Annotated in this window: 22 protein-coding genes; 14 read left to right on the forward strand and 8 right to left on the reverse strand. The window is 70.9% G+C overall.

The features are described 5' to 3' along the window. Nucleotides 1-29 precede the first annotated feature (29 nt). From KZC57_RS00975 to KZC57_RS00990, 4 genes are all read right to left on the reverse strand, one after another. Nucleotides 30-1,271 carry an MFS transporter gene (locus tag KZC57_RS00975; RefSeq protein WP_247640855.1) on the reverse strand — a complete coding sequence of 414 codons (1,242 nt, stop codon included), beginning with the start codon at nucleotides 1,269-1,271 and terminating at the stop codon, nucleotides 30-32. Next, nucleotides 1,271-1,819 (reverse strand): helix-turn-helix domain-containing protein, encoded by a 549-nt coding sequence (locus KZC57_RS00980; RefSeq protein ID WP_247640856.1) that lies wholly within the window; start codon nucleotides 1,817-1,819, stop codon nucleotides 1,271-1,273. The genes KZC57_RS00975 and KZC57_RS00980 overlap by 1 nt, the downstream gene beginning before the upstream one ends. A 64-nt stretch (nucleotides 1,820-1,883) precedes the next feature. Next, nucleotides 1,884-2,972, reverse strand: coding sequence for a DUF4349 domain-containing protein (locus KZC57_RS00985; protein ID WP_247640857.1), 1,089 nt, complete (start codon nucleotides 2,970-2,972; stop codon nucleotides 1,884-1,886). After that, entirely contained in the window at nucleotides 2,969-3,526 is a 558-nt protein-coding gene (locus KZC57_RS00990) for an RNA polymerase sigma factor (RefSeq protein WP_105949749.1), read from the reverse strand. The genes KZC57_RS00985 and KZC57_RS00990 overlap by 4 nt, the downstream gene beginning before the upstream one ends. Before the next feature lie 265 nt (nucleotides 3,527-3,791). Here KZC57_RS00990 and KZC57_RS00995 point away from each other — a divergent pair, with 265 nt between their 5' ends. After that, the gene (locus tag KZC57_RS00995) at nucleotides 3,792-4,799 is read left to right on the forward strand and encodes a TerC/Alx family metal homeostasis membrane protein (RefSeq protein ID WP_105949750.1); all 1,008 of its coding nucleotides are present in this window, start codon (nucleotides 3,792-3,794) and stop codon (nucleotides 4,797-4,799) included. A 16-nt stretch (nucleotides 4,800-4,815) separates the two neighbouring features. On the opposite strand, the gene KZC57_RS01000 is transcribed toward KZC57_RS00995, so the two are convergent. Both KZC57_RS01000 and KZC57_RS01005 read right to left on the reverse strand, forming a co-directional pair. Beyond that, nucleotides 4,816-6,129, reverse strand: coding sequence for an LLM class flavin-dependent oxidoreductase (locus tag KZC57_RS01000; protein WP_247640858.1), 1,314 nt, complete (start codon nucleotides 6,127-6,129; stop codon nucleotides 4,816-4,818). Continuing rightward, the gene (locus KZC57_RS01005; protein WP_247640859.1) at nucleotides 6,126-7,421 is read right to left on the reverse strand and encodes an O-acetylhomoserine aminocarboxypropyltransferase/cysteine synthase family protein; all 1,296 of its coding nucleotides are present in this window, start codon (nucleotides 7,419-7,421) and stop codon (nucleotides 6,126-6,128) included. The genes KZC57_RS01000 and KZC57_RS01005 overlap by 4 nt, the downstream gene beginning before the upstream one ends. 187 nt (nucleotides 7,422-7,608) lie before the next feature. On the opposite strand from KZC57_RS01005, the gene leuC reads away from it, so the two are divergent. The 6 genes from leuC to KZC57_RS01035 all read left to right on the forward strand — a co-directional run bounded on the left by leuC (nucleotide 7,609) and on the right by KZC57_RS01035 (nucleotide 13,969). Continuing rightward, nucleotides 7,609-9,045 carry a 3-isopropylmalate dehydratase large subunit gene (gene leuC / locus KZC57_RS01010; RefSeq protein WP_144881027.1) on the forward strand — a complete coding sequence of 479 codons (1,437 nt, stop codon included), beginning with the start codon at nucleotides 7,609-7,611 and terminating at the stop codon, nucleotides 9,043-9,045. 2 nt (nucleotides 9,046-9,047) lie between these two features. Then, nucleotides 9,048-9,668, forward strand: coding sequence for a 3-isopropylmalate dehydratase small subunit (gene leuD / locus KZC57_RS01015; RefSeq protein ID WP_060922897.1), 621 nt, complete (start codon nucleotides 9,048-9,050; stop codon nucleotides 9,666-9,668). Nucleotides 9,669-9,729: 61 nt separating this feature from the next. Beyond that, nucleotides 9,730-11,097, forward strand: coding sequence for a UDP-N-acetylglucosamine 1-carboxyvinyltransferase (gene murA / locus KZC57_RS01020; protein WP_060922898.1), 1,368 nt, complete (start codon nucleotides 9,730-9,732; stop codon nucleotides 11,095-11,097). 5 nt (nucleotides 11,098-11,102) lie between these two features. Continuing rightward, nucleotides 11,103-11,858: a 1-acyl-sn-glycerol-3-phosphate acyltransferase gene (locus KZC57_RS01025; RefSeq protein ID WP_247640860.1), complete on the forward strand. Its 756-nt coding sequence runs from the start codon at nucleotides 11,103-11,105 to the stop codon at nucleotides 11,856-11,858. Nucleotides 11,859-11,865: 7 nt separating this feature from the next. Next, a complete protein-coding gene (locus KZC57_RS01030) occupies nucleotides 11,866-12,987 on the forward strand; it encodes an NAD(P)H-dependent glycerol-3-phosphate dehydrogenase (protein ID WP_247640861.1) in 1,122 nt (373 codons plus the stop codon). Further along, the gene (locus KZC57_RS01035; protein WP_247640862.1) at nucleotides 12,887-13,969 is read left to right on the forward strand and encodes a D-alanine--D-alanine ligase family protein; all 1,083 of its coding nucleotides are present in this window, start codon (nucleotides 12,887-12,889) and stop codon (nucleotides 13,967-13,969) included. Before KZC57_RS01030 ends, KZC57_RS01035 begins: the two co-directional genes overlap by 101 nt. Before the next feature lie 22 nt (nucleotides 13,970-13,991). On the opposite strand, the gene KZC57_RS01040 is transcribed toward KZC57_RS01035, so the two are convergent. After that, nucleotides 13,992-14,474, reverse strand: coding sequence for a DUF3515 family protein (locus KZC57_RS01040; RefSeq protein ID WP_105949756.1), 483 nt, complete (start codon nucleotides 14,472-14,474; stop codon nucleotides 13,992-13,994). 23 nt (nucleotides 14,475-14,497) lie between these two features. On the opposite strand from KZC57_RS01040, the gene thiL reads away from it, so the two are divergent. Continuing rightward, on the forward strand, nucleotides 14,498-15,493 hold the full coding sequence (gene thiL, locus KZC57_RS01045; protein WP_247640863.1) for a thiamine-phosphate kinase: 996 nt from the start codon (nucleotides 14,498-14,500) through the stop codon (nucleotides 15,491-15,493). On the opposite strand, the gene rsmD is transcribed toward thiL, so the two are convergent. Beyond that, nucleotides 15,463-16,077: a 16S rRNA (guanine(966)-N(2))-methyltransferase RsmD gene (gene rsmD, locus KZC57_RS01050; protein WP_105949758.1), complete on the reverse strand. Its 615-nt coding sequence runs from the start codon at nucleotides 16,075-16,077 to the stop codon at nucleotides 15,463-15,465. The genes thiL and rsmD overlap by 31 nt on opposite strands. A gap of 60 nt (nucleotides 16,078-16,137) precedes the next feature. Between rsmD and KZC57_RS01055 the strand changes: the two genes are divergently transcribed. From KZC57_RS01055 to mutM, 6 genes are all read left to right on the forward strand, one after another. Beyond that, nucleotides 16,138-18,312, forward strand: coding sequence for an ATP-dependent DNA helicase RecG (locus KZC57_RS01055; RefSeq protein WP_060923096.1), 2,175 nt, complete (start codon nucleotides 16,138-16,140; stop codon nucleotides 18,310-18,312). Between the two features lie 31 nt (nucleotides 18,313-18,343). Then, nucleotides 18,344-18,841 carry a pantetheine-phosphate adenylyltransferase gene (gene coaD, locus KZC57_RS01060; protein WP_060923097.1) on the forward strand — a complete coding sequence of 166 codons (498 nt, stop codon included), beginning with the start codon at nucleotides 18,344-18,346 and terminating at the stop codon, nucleotides 18,839-18,841. Between the two features lie 136 nt (nucleotides 18,842-18,977). Next, entirely contained in the window at nucleotides 18,978-19,472 is a 495-nt protein-coding gene (locus KZC57_RS01065) for a DUF177 domain-containing protein (protein WP_025103319.1), read from the forward strand. A gap of 2 nt (nucleotides 19,473-19,474) precedes the next feature. Then, a complete protein-coding gene (rpmF, locus tag KZC57_RS01070) occupies nucleotides 19,475-19,684 on the forward strand; it encodes a 50S ribosomal protein L32 (RefSeq protein WP_013586329.1) in 210 nt (69 codons plus the stop codon). Nucleotides 19,685-19,694: 10 nt separating this feature from the next. Further along, a complete protein-coding gene (gene rnc / locus KZC57_RS01075) occupies nucleotides 19,695-20,387 on the forward strand; it encodes a ribonuclease III (RefSeq protein WP_060923098.1) in 693 nt (230 codons plus the stop codon). Continuing rightward, the gene (mutM, locus tag KZC57_RS01080) at nucleotides 20,380-21,243 is read left to right on the forward strand and encodes a bifunctional DNA-formamidopyrimidine glycosylase/DNA-(apurinic or apyrimidinic site) lyase (RefSeq protein ID WP_247640864.1); all 864 of its coding nucleotides are present in this window, start codon (nucleotides 20,380-20,382) and stop codon (nucleotides 21,241-21,243) included. Before rnc ends, mutM begins: the two co-directional genes overlap by 8 nt. The last annotated feature ends 36 nt before the right edge of the window (nucleotides 21,244-21,279 follow it).

Below are 21,279 nucleotides of genomic sequence, written 5' to 3' on the forward strand. Positions count from 1 at the left end.
GGGGGCTTTCGTCGTTCCGAGCGTGCGCGTCAGTCGTCCGCGCGCAGCGACAGGGTCCGGAACGCCCGGGCCTGGAGCGGCACGAGCATGAGCGCCATCATCGCGCCACCGGCCGCGACGAACGGCACCCAGACGGTGGTGAGGGAGGCCAGCGCGCCGAAGCCCGCCATCGCGAGCGGCATCAGGCAGTCGTCGCCGAGCCGGGTGAGGGAGCCCATGCGACCGAGGAACGCGGTGTCCACCGTCGCTGCGAAGGTCGCGCTCAGCAGCACGGAGGCGTAGCCGGCGGTGGCGCCGACGACGGTGGCGGCGACGGCCACCGTCCAGGCGGGGCCGAACCCGAGCGCGACGATGCCCGCTCCCTGGACGAGGAGAGCGCCGAACCCGCTCCGCGCCTCGTGGCGCGGCCGCCATCTCGCGACCGTGGCAGCCCCCACGGCGGCGCCGAGGCCGAGCAGGCCCTCGAAGAGGCCGACCGCGGGAGCACCCCAACCCTCGTCGTGCGCCCGCAGAGCCAGGCCGATGCCGACGGCGGGTCCCACGGCGAGATTGAGTCCGGAGAGGGCGATGACGAGCGTGCGCGTCGTGGGGTTCGCTCCGAGGTGGGCGAACGCCGCGCCGATCGCCCGCAGGGATGACGTGCGCGGGGCCCGGGCGAGCCGGAACCGCGGACGGAGGGCGATCGCCAGGAACCCGACGACCAGAGCGAAGGTCACCGCGTTCGCCGACGCGCTCCCCGCGAGACCTGCATGGGCGACGAGCAGGCCGCCGAGAGCGGCGCCTCCCATCGTGCCGAGGCGAGACGCCGTCTGCAGGACAGCCGCGTAGGAGGGGAGGTCGTCGGTGCGTACCAGCTGTCGCCCGATGGTGCCGGCCGAGGGTTCGTAGAACGCGTCGCACACTCCGAACGCCACGGCGGCGGCGAGCAGGACGGGCACGGTGGGTGCATGCGAGACCGTCCACACGGCAGCGGCGACGAGCACCCCCACGCGGACCGTGTTGCAGACCACCATCACCCGGCGGGCATCGGCGCGGTCCGCGATGACCCCGCCGAAGAGCAGCACCATCGCGCGCGGCACCGTGCCGGCGGCGACGATGAGTCCGGCGACGGCGGGAGAGGCGATCTGCACGGCTGTCCACGCCAACGCGATCGTCCACACGGCGTCGCCGGCGTCGGACAGGGCTTTCACGCCGATCCACGCGTGCACCATCCGGTCACGCCGGAACGGAGGGGGACTGGAGAGCTCGACGGGCGGGGTGAGCGCGGTCATCACGGCTCCGTGGGGAACGCGTGGGCGAAGAAGAACACCGGCGTGCGCGCCCGACCGTCGTCTTCGTCGATCGAGGCCTGCCAGTCCCGCACCACGCCCAGCACGCGCGCGGAGAGGTCGCGCAGTTCCTCCGGGGTCGCCCACGCGGTGGTCTCCGTGTTGGAGGCGTCGTAGTCAGCCACGGCGGGCTCGCCTCGGCGGCGGTGCCAGCGCTGCAGACGGTCGATCTGCATGCGGATGCCCTGCCGTTGTGCTTCCCGGGCGAGCAGGGCATCGGCGGGGGAGTCGGCGAAGTCCTCCACCGACCAGGTCAGGCCCCGCCGTGCGACCGTCCACCAGCTCGTGCGCCGATCGCCGGTCGGGTCGGCGGCGCGCTGGACGATGCCGGCACGCTCGAGCATCCGGAGGTGATGGCTGATGCTGCCGACCTGACTCTCGAGCGCACGGGCGATCGCCGTCACCTGCGAGGTGCCGTACAGCAGGAGGTAGTCGTAGATGCGGCGACGCAGCGGATGGTGCACGGCGGTGATCACGGAGATGTCTTCCACGCTCCGAAGGCTATGCAGCGGTGCGGAGACGCACAAGACTTCTTGTATACCCCGGAACGGCGGGCTATTCCTCCGCGTGGGGCGCAGCGGACGCGGCCTTCCGGCGCCGTCGGCCGCGGCGGACGACCCAGACGACCAGCACGACGACAGCGGTCACCGCGAGCCAGGGGAGGAGGAAGCCGAACGCGATCACCAGGGCGTTCAGCGAGACCACCAGACCGTTCCATCCGGCCCGGAGCCCGTCGCCGAAGCCCGCGGGGTCCGCCGCGGCCGGTGCGTCCGCCCTCGACAAATCCACGGTGAGGGACGACAGGGCCACCTGATCCTCCAGCGCGGCGAGCTGCTGTTCGTACGACTCGAGCTGCGCCTGGCGATCGGTGAGCGCGACCTCGGCCTCGATGAGATCGGCGACCGTGCCCGACTGGCTCATGAGCTCCGTGAGCCGCTGCACCGAGGCGCGGGTCGACTCCACGCGGGCGCGGAGGTCGATCGCGGTGGCGGTCACGTCCTGTTTCGTGACGGAGGACGAGAGCACCTCCCCGGTGTCGCCGAGGGCCGCGATCACCGTGGTCAAGTCGTCGGCGGGGACGCGGACCGTGACCCAGCCGTACCCGGAGTCCGTGGGGACCCGCTCGGCGGGGGCACCCGTCGCGAGCGCCTTGCCGACCTCGGTGCTCTCGACGTAGCCGCCGTGCTCGACAGCGAGGTCGCCGATGGCGGCGGCGGCATCGGCGATGTCCTTCACCTGCACCGAGGCCTGGGCCGAGGCGACGATCTCCCTGGCGTCTTCGGCGGATGCCGCGGCGTCCGATCCGATGGCACCGGGCAGGGTCGCCCCCTCGACGGCGCGGTCCGGCACAGCCGACCCCGCCTCGTCGGTCGACCAGCCCACGACGCCGTCCGCTGTGGACACGGACGAGCCGCCCCCTCCCACGGCACCGAGGATCGGCGGCGTCACGAGGACTCCGACGACGAAGGCCGCCGCGATCCCGCCGGCGGTGAGCCACCGGCGCCGTCGTCTCCTGGCGCGCTCTGCGCGCGGCGGAACCGGCGGCCGCTCGCCCTGGATCTCGGTGAACACGGCCTCCTCGATCCGCGCGACGGTCGCGTCGGACACGGGCGGGAGGCTCTGCTGCGGGGTCTGGTCGTTCATGCGTCCCTCACTTCCTTGACGGCGCCGCGCAGCTGAGTGCGCACGCGCGAGAGACGGTTTCGGACGACGGCGTGCGTCACGCCGAGCTCGTCGGCGGCGGCCTGGTAGGCGTAGCCCTCGGAGGCGCAGAGCCGGAAGATCTCCTGGTCGAGCGCGCTCAGGGTGCCCACCTCCGCGGCGATCCGAGCGGCGAGCGCCGCCGTGATCACCTGGTCCTCGACGCTGACGACGTCGGGGAGCTGGTCGTCGGCCGCGTCCGTCGTGTGCGCCTGGTCGCGGCGGCGCTGGCGCAGCCGGTTCGCCGCCTGGAAGCGGCAGATCGTCGCGAGCCAGGGGAGGATCGACTCTCCCTGCAGCTGCAGACCCGGAAGCTTGCGCCAGGCGACCACGAAGGTCTCCTGCGTCACGTCTTCCGCGTCGGCAACGGCGCCCAGGATGCCATGGGCGATCCAGTACACGGGGCGCACATGGGCGCGATACAGGGCGCGGAAGGCGCTCTGATCGCCGGCCGCCGCCTGGGCGGCCCAGCGCTGGTCACTCGTCTGTGCGGGCATCCTGGTTCCGTTCGGTGTCTCTCCTCGAGAGTGTCGGCGGATGTCCCATCGTCTCAGCACGGATCCGGATGCGCATCGTGTGTCGACTTCCTCGTCCCGGCGACCTCCACCTCGGGTAGCATGGCCCGGGCGAGAGGGAGTATCCCGAATCCGCGCGTAACGTCATCACGAGCACCGACATCGCTGCTCCGGGCGCGCGCCGCACATCTGCGGGGGAGAGACTTTCGACTCATTCCCGACCCCTCGCGAAAGGTGCACAGCGCCCGTGGACATCCCCGTCTGGTTCGAGATCACGTCGATGGTCGTCCTCACGATCATCCTGATCGCCGACCTGCTCCTCATCCGGCTGCGCCCGCACATCCCCTCCACCAAGGAGTCGACGCTGTGGGTCGTGTTCTACGTGGGTCTCGCGCTGCTCTTCGCGGTGCTGCTGGGGAACGTGGGCGGATGGCAGAACGCCGGGGACTTCATCACCGGGTGGGCGCTGGAGTACAGCCTCTCCGTCGACAACCTGTTCGTCTTCGTGCTGATCATGGCGCAGTTCGCGGTGCCGCGACGTCTGCAGCAGCAGGTGCTCATGGTCGGGATCATCATCGCGCTGATCCTGCGCGGACTGTTCATCCTCGTCGGCGTGACGATCATCGAGAACTTCTCGCCGATCTTCTACCTGTTCGGCGCCTTCCTCGTCTACACCGCCATCCGGCAGGCGATGCCGGAAGGCGAGCACGAGGACGACGTCAAGCGCGAGAACTTCATCGTCCGGCTGCTCCGCCGTCGGATCGACATCAGCGAGACCTACGACGGCTCGAAGATCCGCACGACCGTCGACGGGAAGCGGATGTGGACGCCGATGATCATCGTGTTCATCACGATCGGCGTCACCGACCTCATCTTCGCGATCGACTCGATCCCGGCGATCTTCGAGATCACGACCAACGGCTTCCTCGTCTTCGCCGCCAACATCTTCGCGCTCATGGGGCTGCGCCAGCTCTACTTCCTCCTCGGCGACCTCCTGGACCGCCTCCGCTACCTGCACTACGGCATCGCCGTGATCCTCGGGTTCATCGGCATCAAGCTGATCCTGCATGCGCTGCACGTCAACGAGCTCCCGTTCATCAACGGCGGCGAGCACGTGGAATGGGTGCCGGACATCGACAACATGGTGTCGCTCGCCGTGATCCTCGTCTCGATGACGGTGGCGACGATCGCGAGCCTGATCGCCTCGTCCCGGGAGAAGCGCGCCGAGAAGCGCACGGCTGCGATCCGGGACTGATCCGGCGGGGCGCGGGTCAGAACGCCTGCAGGTTGGCCTGCAGGCCGCCGTCCGCGTACTCGCGGCGGAGGAGCCCGCGGCGGCGGAGGATCGGCACCAGCTCGTCGAGGGTCCGGTGCAGCGTCACGGGATGGAAGTCGCCCCAGAGGAGCACGCCGTCGTTGCCCCACTCGCCGAGCTCCTCGACGAGATCGGCGAATTCCTCCGCGGTGCCCACGAAGCCGCTGCGATCACGAAGGCGCCCGGTCCTGGCCAGCGCGGTCAGGTGTGCGCGGAGCGGTGCATCCTCCCCACGATCCCCGATCAGCCGCTGGATGCTCCCACGGGAGACGTGAGCTCCGAAGATCGAGGGGTCGAGAGGGCGGTCCAGATCGAGGGCCGTGAGGTCGGTCTCCAGGTCGCTCGACTGCTTGCGGGCGATCTGCGCGAGCGCGGCGTCGTCCGGGTGGGCGGAGGCGGCCACGATCCGGTCGGCCTCCTCGGCGGACGCCGTGATCACGGGCTGGATCGCGAAGAGGATCTTGACGTCCTCGGCCCGGCGCCCGCGGGCGAGAGCCGCGTCGTGCACCCGCTGCCGATACTCCCGCACCGCCGTCTCGTGCAGGGGAGCGAGCGCCAGCTGGACGTCGGAGTTCGCCCCCGCGAACGCCAGGCCGCGCCCGGAGCCGCCGGGGGAGACGATGGCCGGCTCGCCGTCCGTGAAGGGCAGGGCGTTGAGAGGGCCGTCGAAGTCGTAGTGGGCGCCGCGGTGCTGCACCGGACGCATGCGCGTGCCGTCCGCGTAGACGCCGGAGACGGGATCGGCGACCAGCGCGCCGTCGTCCCAGCTCCGCCAGAGCGCGCGGATGCCCGCGAGCCATTCCTCGGCACGGTCGTACGCCTCGTCGTGGCCGAGTTGCGGGGCCGCCGAGAAGTGCCGGGCGCTGCCGGTGTCGGTGACCACGTTGAGGCCGAGCCGGTGCCCGCTCAGGTGCTGCAGGGTCGCGAACTGACGGGCCGAGGTGTAGGGCAGCGAGGCCGCGGGGTTCACGGTGGGCACCACGCCGAGATGACGGGTCGCCTGGAAGAGGTACGGTGCGAGCAGCAGGGGGTCGTGCTTCGGGCCGCCGAACGCATGACGCACGCGCAGGTCGATCGTGTCCGCCGAGCCGAGCGAGGGACTGTCCTCGATGATCACGAGGTCGAAACCGGCCTGCTCCAGGGTGCGGGCGGCCTCCTGGTAGACCTCCGGCCGCGTCCAGTCGTAGTCCCAGTCCAGGGACGGATATCCCCAGCCCTGGGGACCGAAGCCCCGGGCGAGGAACCACCCGAAGTGCTGCAGGCGGCTCATGCCACCGTCTCCCTGACGCTCTCGAGCACCCGCGCGAGGTCGCCGATCAGGTCGTCGACATCCTCGATGCCGATCGACAGCCGCAGCGTGCCGGGGCCGACGCCGAGGACCCGGCGCTCCTCCTCGGTGCGCTGCGCGTGGCTGGTCGTGCCGGGGTGCAGCACGAGCGACCGCACGTCGCCGATGTGCGTCATGTGGGTGAAGACGGACACCTCCTCCACGAAGCGACGGGCCGCGGGGAGACCGCCGCGCAGCGTGAAGGTGAAGATGGAGCCGAATCCGCCGTCGAGGTAGCGCAGCGCAGTCTCGTGATGAGGATGCGAGGGCAGGCCGACGTAGTCCACGCTCTCCACGGCGTCGTGCGCGGCGAGCCAGCGTGCGACGGCGAGGGCGTTCTGCGACTGGCGCTCCACACGCAGGCCGAGCGTCTCGGTGCCCTGGCCGATGAGGAACGCGTTGAGGGGCGAGGGGGACGCGCCGAATCGCGGGGCCACCGACTCCCTGGCGTACCCGATGCGGGCGCGGCCGCCGTGCCGGGCGAAGACGCTGGGTACGCCGCCCCGCCCCGGCAGCACGAGGTGCGGGGCGTTGTGCCCGGCGCGCTCCGCATCGAACCGGCCGTCGTCGATCACCACGCCGCCGAGCACCGCGCCCTGGCCAGCGAGGAACTTCGACGCGGAGTGCACGACGATGGCCGCGCCGTGCTCCAGCGGTCGGAGGAGGGCGGGCGTGGCCAGGGTGTTGTCGACGATCAGGGGGACGGCGATCTCGTCGGCCACGGCGCTCACCGCCGCCACGTCGAGCACGTCGTTGCGGGCGTTGGCGAGCGACTCCGCGAACAGCGCCCTCGTCGTCGGGCGTACGGCCTCCCGCCAGGCATCCGGGTCCGCGATGTCGTCCACGAACGTCGTCTCGACGCCGAGGCGGGCGAGGTTGTCCAGGAACAGCCCGCGGGTGCCCTCGTAGATGTGGGTCGAGGAGACGATGTGGTCGCCCGCCCCCACGACCGAGAGCAGAGCAGTGGTCACTGCAGCCTGTCCGCTGGCCACGAGCACGGCGTCGGCACCGGACTCCAGACTCGCGACCTGTCGCTCCACCGCGTGCACCGTGGGGTTGCCGGTGCGGGTGTATCCGAATCCGGTGCCCGTGCCGAAGTGGTCGGCGGCGTGATCGAAGTCGTCGAACTCGAAGCCCGCCGTCAGGTAGATCGGCGTCACACGGGAGGCGGCAGCGGCTCGGCCTCTCGCGGCGTGGACGGCGCGGGTGGCGAAGCGGGCGGTCTCGACGGTCATGCGGGGCCTCTCGGTCGATCGGGTGAGCAACAGAGTGTCACGGCGTGTCTCGGCGTGTCCGAGCGGTGGTAACCTGACGTCATGCGGACCGTGCTCCTTCTTAGCGGCCGCGGCGAGACCTCGATCTGAGCCCCTCCTCGTCGCGGAGTCCATCGTGGGCCGAACCGCCATCCACAGGAGACACGCCATGACCACCACCGCCGGTGCGGATTCCGCACGCCCCAGGACGCTCGCCGAGAAGGTCTGGGACGACCACCTCGTCGTCAAGGGTGAGGACGGCCAGCCCGACCTCATCTACATCGACCTGCACCTCGTGCACGAGGTCACCAGCCCGCAGGCCTTCGACGGCCTCCGCAGCGAGGGGCGCCCGCTCCGCCGGCTCGACCTGACCATCGCCACGGAGGATCACAACACGCCGACGTGGGAGATCGACAAGCCCATCGCCGATCTGACCAGCCGGACGCAGATCGAGACGCTGCGCCGCAACGCCGCCGAGTTCGGCGTGCGTCTGCACTCGCTGGGGGACGCGGAGCAGGGGATCGTCCACGTCGTCGGCCCGCAGCTCGGCCTGACCATGCCCGGCATCACCGTGGTCTGCGGCGACTCGCACACATCCACGCACGGCGCATTCGGCGCGATGGCGTTCGGCATCGGGACCAGCGAGGTCGAGCATGTCATGGCGACCCAGACCCTGCCGTTGAAGCCGTTCAAGACGATGGCCATCAACGTCGAGGGCACGCTGCGCCCCGGCGTCACCGCGAAGGACATCATCCTCGCCGTGATCGCCAAGATCGGCACCGGCGGCGGTCAGGGCTATGTGCTCGAGTACCGCGGCAGCGCGATCCGCGCGCTCTCCATGGAGGGCCGCATGACGATCTGCAACATGTCCATCGAGGCAGGTGCGCGCGCCGGCATGGTGGCTCCGGACGAGACGACGTTCGCCTACCTCGAGGGCCGTCCGCACGCGCCGAAGGGTCAGGACTGGGACGACGCCGTCGCCTACTGGCGCACGCTGCCGACCGACGAGGGCGCCACGTTCGACGCCGAGGTCTTCATCGACGCCGACGAGCTGGAGCCGTTCGTGACCTGGGGGACGAACCCCGGCCAGGGCAGCTCGCTCTCCGCCACGGTGCCGAACCCGGCGGAGATCGCCGACCCGAACGAGCGGGCCGCTGCCGAGCGTGCGCTGGAGTACATGGACCTGACGCCAGGCACGCCGCTCAAGGAAGTGCCGGTCGACGCGGTGTTCATGGGCTCGTGCACGAACAGCCGCATCGAGGACCTCCGGGCCTTCGCCTCCATCATCCAGGGCAAGAAGAAGGCCGACGGCGTCCGGGTGATGGTCGTCCCCGGCTCCGCCCGCGTGCGACTGGAGGCCGAGGCCGAGGGCCTGGATCAGGTCATCAAGGACTTCGGGGCGGAGTGGCGCTTCGCAGGGTGCTCGATGTGTCTGGGCATGAATCCCGATCAGCTCGCCCCGGGGGAGCGCTGCGCCTCCACCTCGAACCGCAACTTCGAAGGGCGCCAGGGCAAGGGCGGCCGTACGCACCTCGTGTCGCCGCTCGTCGCGGCGGCGACCGCCATCCGCGGCACCCTGTCCAGCCCGAGCGATCTGGAGGCCTGATCATGGAGAAGTTCACCACCCACACGGGCATCGCCGCGCCGCTGAAGCGGTCGAACGTCGACACCGACCAGATCATCCCCGCGGTGTTCCTCAAGCGCGTCACCAAGACCGGCTTCGAGGACGCGCTGTTCCACGGCTGGCGGCAGGACCCTGCCTTCGTGCTCAACCAGGCGCCGTACCAGGGGGCGTCCGTGCTCGTCGCCGGGCCTGATTTCGGCACCGGCTCCAGCCGTGAGCACGCGGTCTGGGCCCTTCGCGACTTCGGCTTCAAGGTCGTGCTGAGCCCCCGGTTCGCCGACATCTTCCGCGGGAACGCGGGCAAGCAGGGGCTCCTCGCGGCGACCATCTCCGAAGCGGACCTGGAGCGGTTCTGGGCCTTCATGGACGCTGTTCCCGGCGCGCGGATGACGGTCGACCTCGAGGCGCGCACCGCCGCCATCGGCGACCCCACCGGGGGCGCGGAGGCCGGCTTCCAGGCCGACATCGGGATCGACGATTACACTAGATGGCGGCTCCTCGAAGGGCTCGATGACATCGGGCTCACGCTGCGCAACGAAGACAAGATCGCGCAGTTCGAGGCCCGTCGCGAGTCGTGGCGGCCGCGGACCCTCCCCGTCCAGTGAGACGGAGGGGGCGGGGGAGCCAGGGGTAACCCCGCCCCCGATGAACGAAGTGAGGCCCCGAATGACGACACCCGTGCGCGACGCTCTCTCCGACGACGTCCCCGCGCTGACCGGAGACGTCCTCGCCATCCGTGGAGGTCGTCCGCTGCGCGGACGCGTCGACGTGAAGGGCGCGAAGAACCTCGCCACCAAGGCGATGGTCGCGTCCCTGCTCGGGGAGACCACGAGCGTCCTGCGCGACGTGCCGGCCATCAGCGACGTCGCCGTGGTGCGCTCGCTGCTCGAGGTGCACGGCGTCCGGGTGTCGGAGGGAGACGAGCCCGGCTCGCTGGTGTTCGACCCCAGCGACGTCGAGTCGGCCCATTTCGAGGAGATCGACGCCCACGCGGGCGCCTCGCGGATCCCGATCCTGTTCTGCGGCCCGCTGCTGCACCGCCTGGGTCAGGCGTTCATCCCCGACCTCGGCGGCTGCCGCATCGGCGACCGTCCGATCGACTTCCACCTGGACGCTCTCCGCAAGTTCGGCGCGATCGTCGAGAAGCTGCCCAGCGGCATCCGCCTCTCGACGGGAGGGACCCGCCTGCACGGCGCGAACATCCACCTGCCCTACCCGAGCGTCGGCGCCACGGAGCAGGTGCTCCTCACCGCGGTGCGCGCCGAGGGCATCACCGAACTCCGCAACGCGGCGATCGAGCCGGAGATCATGGACCTGATCGCCGTCCTGCAGAAGATGGGCGCGATCATCTCCTACGAGCCGAACCGCGTCATCCTCATCGAGGGCGTCGAGAAGCTCCGCGGTTACGACCACCGGTCGATCTTCGACCGCAACGAGGCGGCCTCGTGGGCGTCGGCCGCTCTGGCCACGGACGGCGAGATCTTCGTCGGCGGTGCCAAGCAGCAGGAGATGCTCACCTTCCTCAACGTCTTCCGCAAGGCGGGCGGCTGGTTCGACATCCAGGAGGACGGCATCCTCTTCCGTCGCGACGGCGACATCAAGCCGGTCGTGATCGAGACAGACGTGCACCCGGGCTTCATGACCGACTGGCAGCAGCCGCTCGTCGTCGCGCTCACCCAGGCGCACGGCCGCTCGGTCGTGCACGAGACCGTGTACGAGAACCGGATGGGCTTCACCGAGGCGCTGGTCAAGATGGGCGCCGACATCGTCGTGCACCCGCGCGGTCTGCAGGACGGGCCCCGGCGCGTGCCGCGTCGTGATCTGGAGCAGGCAGCCGTCATCACCGGTCCCACCCCTCTGCACGGCGCCGACATCGTGGTGCCCGACCTGCGCGGCGGCTACAGCCATGTGATCGCGGCCCTGACGGCCACGGGCGAGTCGAAGGTGTCGGGCGTCGACATCCTGAGCCGCGGATACGAGAAGTTCCTCGCCAAGCTCGACGCGCTCGGCGCCGACTTCGACGTCCTCCGGTGAGCCCCATGGCTTCCCGGTCTCCGGAGAAGACGCGGCCGAGCGTGTTCTGGCCGCTCGCGGCGATCGTCGTCCCGCTGGTGTCGCTGATCGCGAAGGTCCGCATCATCGGTGCGGAGAAGCTCCCGCGAGAGGGCGCGTTCGTCCTGGCCCCGAACCACTACTCGGAGTTCGACCCGCTGATCGTCGCCTTGGCGGTCTGGCGGATCGGGCGCGCTCCGCGGTTCATGGCCAAGGAGAGCCTCTTCCGCGTGCCGGTGCTCGGGTGGTTCCTGCGCAAGACGGGGATGATCCCGGTCGCGCGCACCTCGTCGGCGTCGTCCGCGAAGCAGACGATGGCCCAGTCGGCAGCTCTCGTGGAGCACGGCCGCGGCGTGATCGTGTACCCGGAGGGCACGCTCACCCGTGACCCCGACATGTGGCCGATGCGCGGCAAGTCGGGGGCGGTGCGGCTCGCCCTCGCCGACGGCATCCCGCTGATCCCGATGGCTCAGTGGGGGACCCAGGCGATCATGGGGCGCTACCAGAAGGGGCTCAGCCTCTGGCCGCTCCGGAAGCCCGTCACCGTCATCGTCGGCGACCCCGTCGACGTCTCCGATCTCCGCGGCCGCGCGGGTGAGCCGGCGGCGCTGACGGAGGCCACCGACCGACTCATGAACGCGATCACCGCGCTGCTGGAGCAGGTGCGCGGCGAGAAGGCCCCCGCGGAGCGCTGGAACCCGGCGAGCCACGGACAGAAGGAGACCGGACGCCTTGACCCCTAAGAGAACCGTGCCGGCCGGACCCCGCGTCGCCGTGATCGGCGCCGGCAGCTGGGGCACCACGTTCGGCAAGATCCTCGCCGACGGCGGCGCCCACGTGACGATGTGGGCGCGTCGGGCCGAGCTCGCGCATGAGATCGACGAGGCGAAGCGCAACTCGCGTTACCTGCCGGGCATCAACCTGCCCCGCACGATGGCGGCCACGCACGAGCTGGCGACCGCGCTCGACGGCGTCGACCAGGTGTACCTGTCCGTGCCGAGCCAGTCGCTGCGGGAGAACCTCAAGGCACTGCGCCCGCTGATCGCCTCGGGCGACGCCAAGATCGTCAGCCTCATGAAGGGCGTCGAGCGGGGCACCGGTCTGCGCATGAGCCAAGTCATCCAGCAGGAGCTGCAGTGCGACCCCGACCGGATCGCCGTGGCCTCCGGACCGAATCTCGCCCTGGAGATCGCGCGGGAGCAGCCGACCGCGGCCGTGATCTCGTCGCGCAGCCAGGAGACCGCGGACGTCGTGGCTCGGGCCGCGCGCAACTCCTACTTCCGGACGTTCGTGAACACGGACGTCATCGGCACGGAGTTCGGCGGAGTGCTCAAGAACCTCATCGCCGTCGCCATCGGCATCGTCGACGGCGTCGGCTACGGCGAGAACACCAAGGCGTCGATCATCACCCGCGGCCTCGTCGAGATGACCGACTTCGCGGTCGCGAACGGCGCCCAGCCGGAGACCCTGCAGGGGCTGGCCGGTCTCGGCGACCTCATCGCGACCTGCCAGTCGCCGCTGAGCCGCAACAACACCGCCGGGCGGCTGCTCGGGCAGGGCTACAGCTTCCAGGACGTCGTGAAGCAGATGCAGCAGACAGCCGAGGGGCTCGCCTCGGTCGCGCCGGTGCTGCAGCTCGCCCGCGAAGCCGATGTGCACATGCCGATCGTCGAGCAGGTGAAGATGGTGCTCGACGGCAAGATGGATCCCCGGGACATCGCCCCGCATCTCACGACGGACGACGACACCCCGCAGGGGGAGAGGACCAACCATGGACAAGCAGACGGTGGTGGTGCTCTTCGGAGGGCGCTCCAGCGAGCATTCGATCAGTTCCGCAACGGCGGGGGGAGTGCTGGGCGCGATCGATCGTGAGCGGTATGCCGTGATCCCGGTGGGGATCACCCGCGAGGGGGCCTTCGTCCTCGAGGACGACGACCCGGCGAAGTTCCCGCTCGACGCCGCGCATCTCCCGGAGGTCGTCGACAACGGCACCCGGGTGCTCTGGCCGGAACCCGGAGGTGACCGCACCCTGCGGGTCGTGCATCCGGGCGGTGAGACCGAGGGACTCGGCGAGATCGACGTCGTGCTGCCGATCCTGCACGGACCGCACGGCGAGGACGGCACGATCCAGGGCTACTTCGACACGCTCGAGGTCCCCTACGCCGGGGGCGGCGTGCTCGACTCGGCGCTGTGCATGGACAAGCACTTCATGAAGATCGCCCTGCAGGCCGCCGGGATCGCGGTGGCGCCGGGTGTGACCGTGCGCCGTCGGGAGTGGGACGCCGATCCCGATGCCCTCCGCGCACGTGCCGCCGACCTCGGCCTGCCCGTCTTCGTCAAGCCCGCCCGCGCCGGGTCGAGCGTCGGGGTCTCGAAGGTGTCGGCGCCGCAGGAACTCGACGCCGCCCTCGCGATCGCGTTCGCCGAGGACGACAAGGTGCTCATCGAGGCCGGTGTCACCGGCCGGGAGATCGAGGTCGCCGTCCTCGAGACGGCCGAGGGCGTCCGCGCCTCGCTCCCCGGCGAGATCGTGCTGACCGATCGCGGCTTCTACGACTTCGAGGGGAAGTACCTCGGCGGCGACGGCGTCGATGTGGTGTGCCCGGCGGAGCTGACCGACGCGGAGGTGGCCGCCGTTCAGGAGACCGGCGTCCGGGCCTTCCAGGCGGTCGACGGTCGCGGCCTCGCCCGGGTGGACATGTTCCTCACCCCGACCGGCGAGCTCGTCGTGAACGAGCTCAACACCATGCCCGGATTCACGCCCATCTCGATGTTCCCGAAGTGCTGGGTGGCATCGGGACTGAGCTACGGCGACCTCATCACCGAGCTCGTCGAGGCCGGTCTGCGCCGTTGACGTCGTGGTTCCCCGCGCGTGCTCAGCTCGCGGGGAACTCCACCCGGTCGGTGCACTGCGCGGTCGCCGGGGCGAGCCCGGACTGGATGTTCGACGACAGGCTGTCGACGATCGACTGGAAGTCGACCTGCTCGCCGCGGCGGATGATCACTTCGATGGCCGGTTCCCGACCGTAGGTGACGAGGCGCTGGCGCTCCTCCTCCTGCTCCAGGACGAGCCAGTCGACGCCGCCGAGGGTGGTGCAGACGAGATCGGACGGGGCGGGCGGCTCCACGCCGCAGCGCAGGACGACCGTGGGGTCTCCCCAGGCGCCCGTCGCCTGCGCGTCGGTCCACACGCGCTCGTACCCCCCGACGGTGTTCGGCAGGAGCACGGAGACGTTCGCGCAGGCCGGGTCGTTCGCGTCGGCCGCCGGCTCGAGGTGCACGGTCGTGGAGCATCCGGCGAGTCCGGCGGCGAGGGCGATCGCCCCCGCGACGGCAGCGAGGCGGCGGGAACGAAGCATGTATCCAGGCTACCTTTGACGACATGCCCTCCCGACCCGACTCCGACGATCCGCGCCTGGGAGATCTCTCGGAGGGTCGCATCCTCCGCGCCATCCTCCAGCGCACCGCGCCGGGAGCGCACACGCTTCTCGGTCCCGGCGACGATGCGGCCGTGATCGTCGCCCCCTCGGCATCGGTCGTCGCGACGACGGACACGCTCGTGCACGGGCCCGACTTCCGGCTCGCCTGGACGAGCGGGTACGACCTCGGCTGGAAGGCGGCGGCGGTCAACCTCGCCGACATCGCCGCGATGGGCGCACGCCCGACCGCGCTGCTCGTGGCTCTGGCCGTGCCGCGCGACCTCCGGCTGTCCTTCGTGGAGCGCCTGGCCGACGGCTTCCGCGAGGCCTGCGCGGCGCTCGCCCCCGGGTGCGCGGTGGTCGGCGGCGATCTCACGGTGTCCGAGGTGCTCACCGTCGCTGTGACGGCTCTGGGCGACCTGGAAGGCCGCCCACCGGTGACCAGGGCGGGGGCGCGACCGGGGGACGTCGTCGCCGTCGCGGGAGAGCTGGGTCACGCCGCACACGGGCTGGCCGTGCTGTTCGGACGCTTCCGGGACGGCGAGACGCCGGTCCCGGTCGATCCCGCGGCTCTCGCACCCGGGGAGGGCGCCGCGGTCGCCGCGCAGCTGCGGCCGTCGCCGCCCATCGGTCTCGGCGTGGTCGCGGCGGCGGCCGGGGCGACCGCGATGATGGACGTCTCGGACGGGCTCGCCCTCGACGCGCGTCGCCTCGCCGAGGCCTCGGGCGTCACCCTCGCGCTGGACGGCGCCGCGCTCGGCGCGAACCCGCAGCGCGCGCTCGCAGGCGGGGAGGACCACGCCCTGCTCGCGACGTTCTCGGACGGCGTGCTGCCGCCGGGTTTCCGTGCGATCGGCGTCGTGCGTCAGCGCGGCGAGGAGGACCTGCTCTGCGACGACGGTCCCGTGGACGTCAGCGGCTGGGATCCCTACCGGGACTGGGACTCCGTCGCCGGTTGAGCGGTCGCGGAGGCGGCGTCCTCGAGGTCGGGCTCCGCCCACCAGAGGGTCGTGTCGCCGTAGGTCTTCTCCCGGAAAACCCGGAGTCCGGCCGCGGCGAAGTCGGGTGTGGACGAACGCCGGGCGCGTTCGACGACCACCACGGCATCGTCGCTGAGCAGCGGAGCGAGGGCGGCGAGGTCGCCGTCCATCGCCTCATTGTCGATGTCGTACGGCGGATCCGTGAACACGAGGTCGTAGGGCCCGGACGCTCGGCCGAGGAACGCCCGGACCGTCGCCTCCTGCACCCGAGCGGTCGCGGTGCCGGAAGCCTTCGCGACGGCCGCGGCGTTGCGCCGCACGACGGCGGCGGCCTGCCGGCCCCGCTCGACGAGGTCGGCGCTCCGGGCGCCGCGGCTGAGGGCTTCGAGCCCGAGCGCCCCTGAGCCCGCGTAGAGGTCGAGCACGCGGGCGTCCGCGATCGCGTCGAGCGACTCCAGGGCGCCGAACAGTGACTCGCGCACGCGGTCGCTCGTCGGCCTGGTCCCGGCGCCGGGGACGTCGAGCCGGGTGCCGCGTGCCGTTCCGGCGATGATCCTCGTCACCCGTTCACGATACGACAGGCCGCGGACGGTCGTGTCCGTGCGGTTCCCTAGACTCGGAGCATGTCGCTCACGCTCGAATCCTCGCTCGAGGAGGCACTCGGTGCGGCGTCGGCCAAGACGCTCGACCGCGCCTTCGGCATGAAGACCGTCGGCGACCTGCTCGCGCACTACCCGCGTCGGTACGCCGACCCGGGGGAGCTCACTCCCATCCGCGACCTCCCGATCGGGGAGACCGTCACGATCGTCGCCGAGGTCCTCTCGTCGAGCTTCCGCCGGATGCGCAATCGACCGGGAGCCATGGTCGACGTCGTCATCGGCGACGGCGTCGGTCGCATGTCGCTGACCTTCTTCGCGAAGAACGTCGGCGCGGCGGAGTGGCGCTCCAAGGATCTGGCTGTCGGGCGCCGCGGGGTCTTCTCCGGGAAGGTCGGCGAGTTCAACGGGATGACCCAGTTCGCCCACCCGGAATACGAGCTGTTCGACGACGAGGACGCGGCGCGCCGGCGGGCGGATGCGAGGGCGGCGGTCCCGATCCCGATCTATCCGGCCACCTCCGCGATCCAGACGTGGCAGATCGCCCGCCTCGTCGGGCGCGTCCTCGACGACCTCTCGTCGGTCCCCGACCCGCTGACCCCGGAGATCCGCACCCGCGAGGAGCTGCTGACGGCGCGAGAGGCCCTGGAGGCGATCCACCGCCCGCGTTCCCGCAACGACATCGATCCCGCCGTCCGCACGCTGCGCATGCACGAGGCGCTCACGCTCCAGACGGCCCTGCTCCAGCAGCGCGACGCGGTTCGCGCCCTGGCCGCCACCTCGCGGCCGGCGGCACCCGGCGGGCTGCTGGAGCGCTTCGATGCCGCTCTGCCCTATACGCTCACGCCGGATCAGGAGACGGTCGGCGCTCAGATCGCAGACGACCTCGTCGGCTCCTGGCCGATGAACCGGCTCGTGCAGGGCGAGGTCGGTTCGGGAAAGACGCTGGTCGCGCTGCGGGCGATGCTGCAGGTCGCCGAGAGCGGCGGACAGGCGGCCCTGATCGCCCCGACGGAAGTCCTCGCGGCGCAGCATCTGCGTTCGATCACGAAGATGCTCGGCCCGCAGCTCGCCCCGCTGCTGATGCCGACGCTGCTCACCGGGCAGATGCCGGCGGCCGATCGCCGCAAGGCCGCGCTGCGCGTCGCCTCCGGCCAGGCGCTGATCGTGGTCGGCACCCACGCGCTCCTCGGGGAGAAGACCACGTTCGCCGATCTCGGTCTGGTCGTGGTCGACGAGCAGCACCGTTTCGGGGTCGAGCAGCGGGAGGCGCTGCGGGCGAAGGGATCCAGCCCGCACGCGCTCGTCCTCACCGCGACCCCGATCCCGCGGACGGTCGCGATGACGGTCTTCGGCGACCTCGACACCTCGGTCATCCGCACGATGCCCGCCGGTCGTGCCGGCATCGAGTCGTACGTCGCGCCGTTGGCCGAGCACCCGGGCTGGTTTAACCGGGTGTGGGAACGGGCGGCGGAGGAGATCGCGCAGGGCCGGCAGGTGTTCGCCGTCTGCGCGGCCATCGACACCGCGGCGAAGACGGCCGAGGCGGGGGAGCAGGCGCTGCTCGCCCCCGAGGGCGGCAAAGGCCCTCGGTGGGGTGTCGTGCAGCTCGACGAGGCGCTGGCCACGCATCCGACCCTCGGCGGTCTGCGACGGGCGGTGCTCCACGGGAAGATGCCCTCGGAGGAGAAGGACGCCGTCATGCAGGCCTTCGCCCGCGGGGAGATCGACCTCCTCCTCGCGACGACCGTGATCGAGGTGGGCGTGGACGTCCCCAACGCCTCGACGATGATCGTGCTGGACGCCGACCGCTTCGGCGTCTCCCAGCTGCACCAGCTCCGCGGTCGGGTGGGGCGAGGCGGCGTCCCGGGGCTGTGCCTGCTCGTGACCGAGGCCGAGGCCGGATCGGTGGCTCGCGAACGCGTCGACGCGGTCGCCGCCACCCTCGACGGGTTCGCGCTGGCTGAGGTCGACCTCGAACTGCGCGGCGAGGGCGACGTGCTCGGCGCGGCACAGGCCGGGGTGCGGTCGTCCCTCAAGCTGCTGCGCGTCGTCAAGGATGCCGCTCTCATCACCCGGGCGCGCGAGCTCGCGGAGGACATCCTCGCCGCCGACCCCGAGCTGACGGCGCACCCCGGGCTCCGGGAGGCCATCGGACGGCGCGTCACCGACGAGGATCGCGCGGCGCTGGCGAAGAACTGATCGCCGTTCCGGGTGCCCTAGGCTGGATTCCATGAGCAGCCGGATCGCCGTCGTCCCGGGTTCCTTCGATCCGCCGACCCTGGGTCACCTCGACGTGATCCGGCGCGCGGCCGCCCTCTACGACGAGCTGCATGTGCTCGTGGTGCACAACCCGGGCAAGGAGGCGATGCTGCCGATCGCGCAGCGGCTCGCCCTCCTGGAACGTTCGATCGCCGAGGACGGCATGTCCGGCAACATCGTCATCGGCTCCTGGAGCATGGGACTCCTCGTCGACTATGCGCGCGACGTGAACGCCGGCGTCCTCGTGAAGGGCATCCGCTCGCAGGTCGACGTGGCATACGAATCGCCGATGGCGATCGTCAACCGTCATCTGGCCGACATCGAGACCGTCTTCCTGTTGCCCGACCCCGCGCACGCGATGGTCTCCAGCTCGCTGGTGCGCCAGGTCGCCGGTCTCGGAGGCGATGTCTCGCCGTTCGTCCCGCCGGCCGTGGCCTCCTTCCTCGACACCGGCGCGCGCGGGATCTGATCGGCGATCACTCTCCCGTTCCCGGCGGTCTCCCGGCCCTCCTCTCCGGTGACCCGGGTAGCATGGCGGGGTGCGTTCCCGACTCAACAGCCCTTTCGTCCTCCCCGTCCGTGACATCGTCCGGCGCCCGGGGGAGATGCGCGAGCACTCCTTCTCGGTGCCCCTGACGGAGCAGTGGGGGGAGGGCATCGTCTCCTTCGAGGCGGGCTCGGAACTCGATCTCGACGTGCGGCTGGAGTCCGTCCACGAGGGCATCCTCGTCACCGGAGAGGCGGAGGGCGAGTACGTCGGCGTGTGCGGTCGATGCCTCACCGACATCGCTCGGCCCGTCGAAGTCGAGTTCCAGGAGCTTTTCGCGTATCCTGGTGAGGAAGAAACTGACTTCGAGGTTCAAGACGACCACGTGGATCTTGAAACTCTCGTCAGGGATGCGGCCGTTTTGGCCCTTCCTTTTCAGCCGGTGTGTCAGCCGGATTGCCTCGGGCTCGACCCGGTCACAGGCGAGAGGCTGACCGAGAGCACCGGAACGGAGCAGGCCGCTCCCATCGATCCTCGGTGGAGCGCGCTCCAGCAGATCACAGACCAGGACGGCACGGCAGAACGCGGTGCCGCCGAGAAAGAAGAGAGCTAGTCATGGCTGGTAACCCCCCGAAGCGCAAGGTCTCCCGTTCGAACACCCGCTCGCGCCGTGCGCAGTGGAAGGCCGAGGCCCCCGCGCTCGTCAAGACCATCGAGAACGGCAAGGTCGTCTACAGCCGTCCGCACCAGGCGAAGGTCGTCACCGACTCGCAGGGCACCGAACTCTTCCTCGAGTACAAGGGCCGCAAGGTCGCCGACGTCTGAGTCGCGAACCGTGACGGAGGTCCCCGGGGGGACGAGGCCTCTCCCAGATAAGCTCCGCGTCGATATCGACGCGGAGCTTCTGGAGTTGGCCCTCACCCACCGCTCGTATGCGTACGAGCACGGCGGCATCCCGCATAACGAGCGTCTCGAATTCCTCGGCGACTCGGTGCTGGGTCAGGCCGTGACCGTCATGCTGTTCACGCGGCACCCCGAGCTCGACGAGGGGGAGCTGGCGAAGCGTCGGGCGAGCGTCGTGTCGACGGTCGCGCTGGCGGAGGTCGCTCGCGGCATCGATCTCGGCAGCCACCTGCTGCTCGGACGCGGTGAGGAGCAGACCGGTGGTCGAGACAAGGACTCGATCCTCGCGGACACCATGGAGGCCGTCATCGGCGCCACCTACCTGTCCGCCGGGCCCGAGGCTGCCACGGCGCTCGTCCTGCGGCTGACCGAGCCGCTACTCGCCGACCCCGAGCGGTACGGCGCGGCGATGGACCCGAAGACGAGCCTGCAGGAGCTCGCGGCCCGTCTCGGAGCCACGCCTCCGCAGTACTCGGTCGAGGCCAGCGGTCCCGACCACGACCGGCGCTTCACAGCGACCGTCGCCGTCGGCGACGTGCGCATGACGGGCGCCGGCAGCAGCAAGAAGACGGCCGAGATGGCCGCGGCCCTCAGCGCCTGGCGCACGCTCAGCGAGCGTGCCTGAGCTCCCCGAGGTCGAGGTCGTCCGCTCCGGCCTCGCACCGGCTGCCGTGGACGCGGTCATCACGGGCGTCAGCGTCTTCGACGAACGCGCCCTCACCCGGCACATCGCCGGAGCCGGGGACTTCGTCCAGCGTTTGGAGGGTCGCCGCTTCACCGCGGCCGCGCGGCGAGGCAAGTTCCTCTGGCTCCCCGTGGACGATGGCGACTCCGCTCTGATCGCGCATCTGGGCATGAGCGGCCAGATGCTGCTCCGCGCGCCGGACGCGCCGACCGAGCGCCACGAGCGTGTCCGCCTCGGGATCGAGCATCCCCGACGCGGCGAGCTCGCGATCGTGTTCGCGGATCAGCGGACGTTCGGCTCCCTCGCCGTCGATGCTCTCATCGCCGACGGCCCCTCCCGCATCCCGACACAGGTCGCGCACATCGCACGCGACCCGCTCGACCCGTTCTTCGACGACCGGGTATTCCGGGCCGCTCTCGCCCGGCGGCACAGCGCGATCAAGCGGGTGCTGCTGGACCAGGTTGTCGTGAGCGGCATCGGCAACATCTACGCCGACGAGTCGCTGTGGGCGGCCCGCATCCATCCGGAGACAGCGGCCGATGCTCTGCCGACCCGGGCCGTGAACCGCCTCCTCGCCGAGGTGCGGTCGGTCCTGCAGAAGGCTCTCGCCGAGGGCGGCACGAGCTTCGACGCCCAGTACGTCAACGTCAACGGGCAGGCCGGTTACTTCGCCCACTCCCTGAACGCCTACGGTCGTGGCGGGAAGCCCTGTCCGCGCTGCGGCACGCCGATCACCCGAGCCGCGTTCATGAACCGCTCATCGCACTTCTGCCCGCGCTGCCAGCGGAGGCGCTGACCGTGACCGGGCGCGCGTCGCGGGCCTGACGCACCC

Source organism: Microbacterium sp. KSW4-4 (assembly GCF_023091185.1).
GTDB lineage: Bacteria > Actinomycetota > Actinomycetes > Actinomycetales > Microbacteriaceae > Microbacterium > Microbacterium paraoxydans.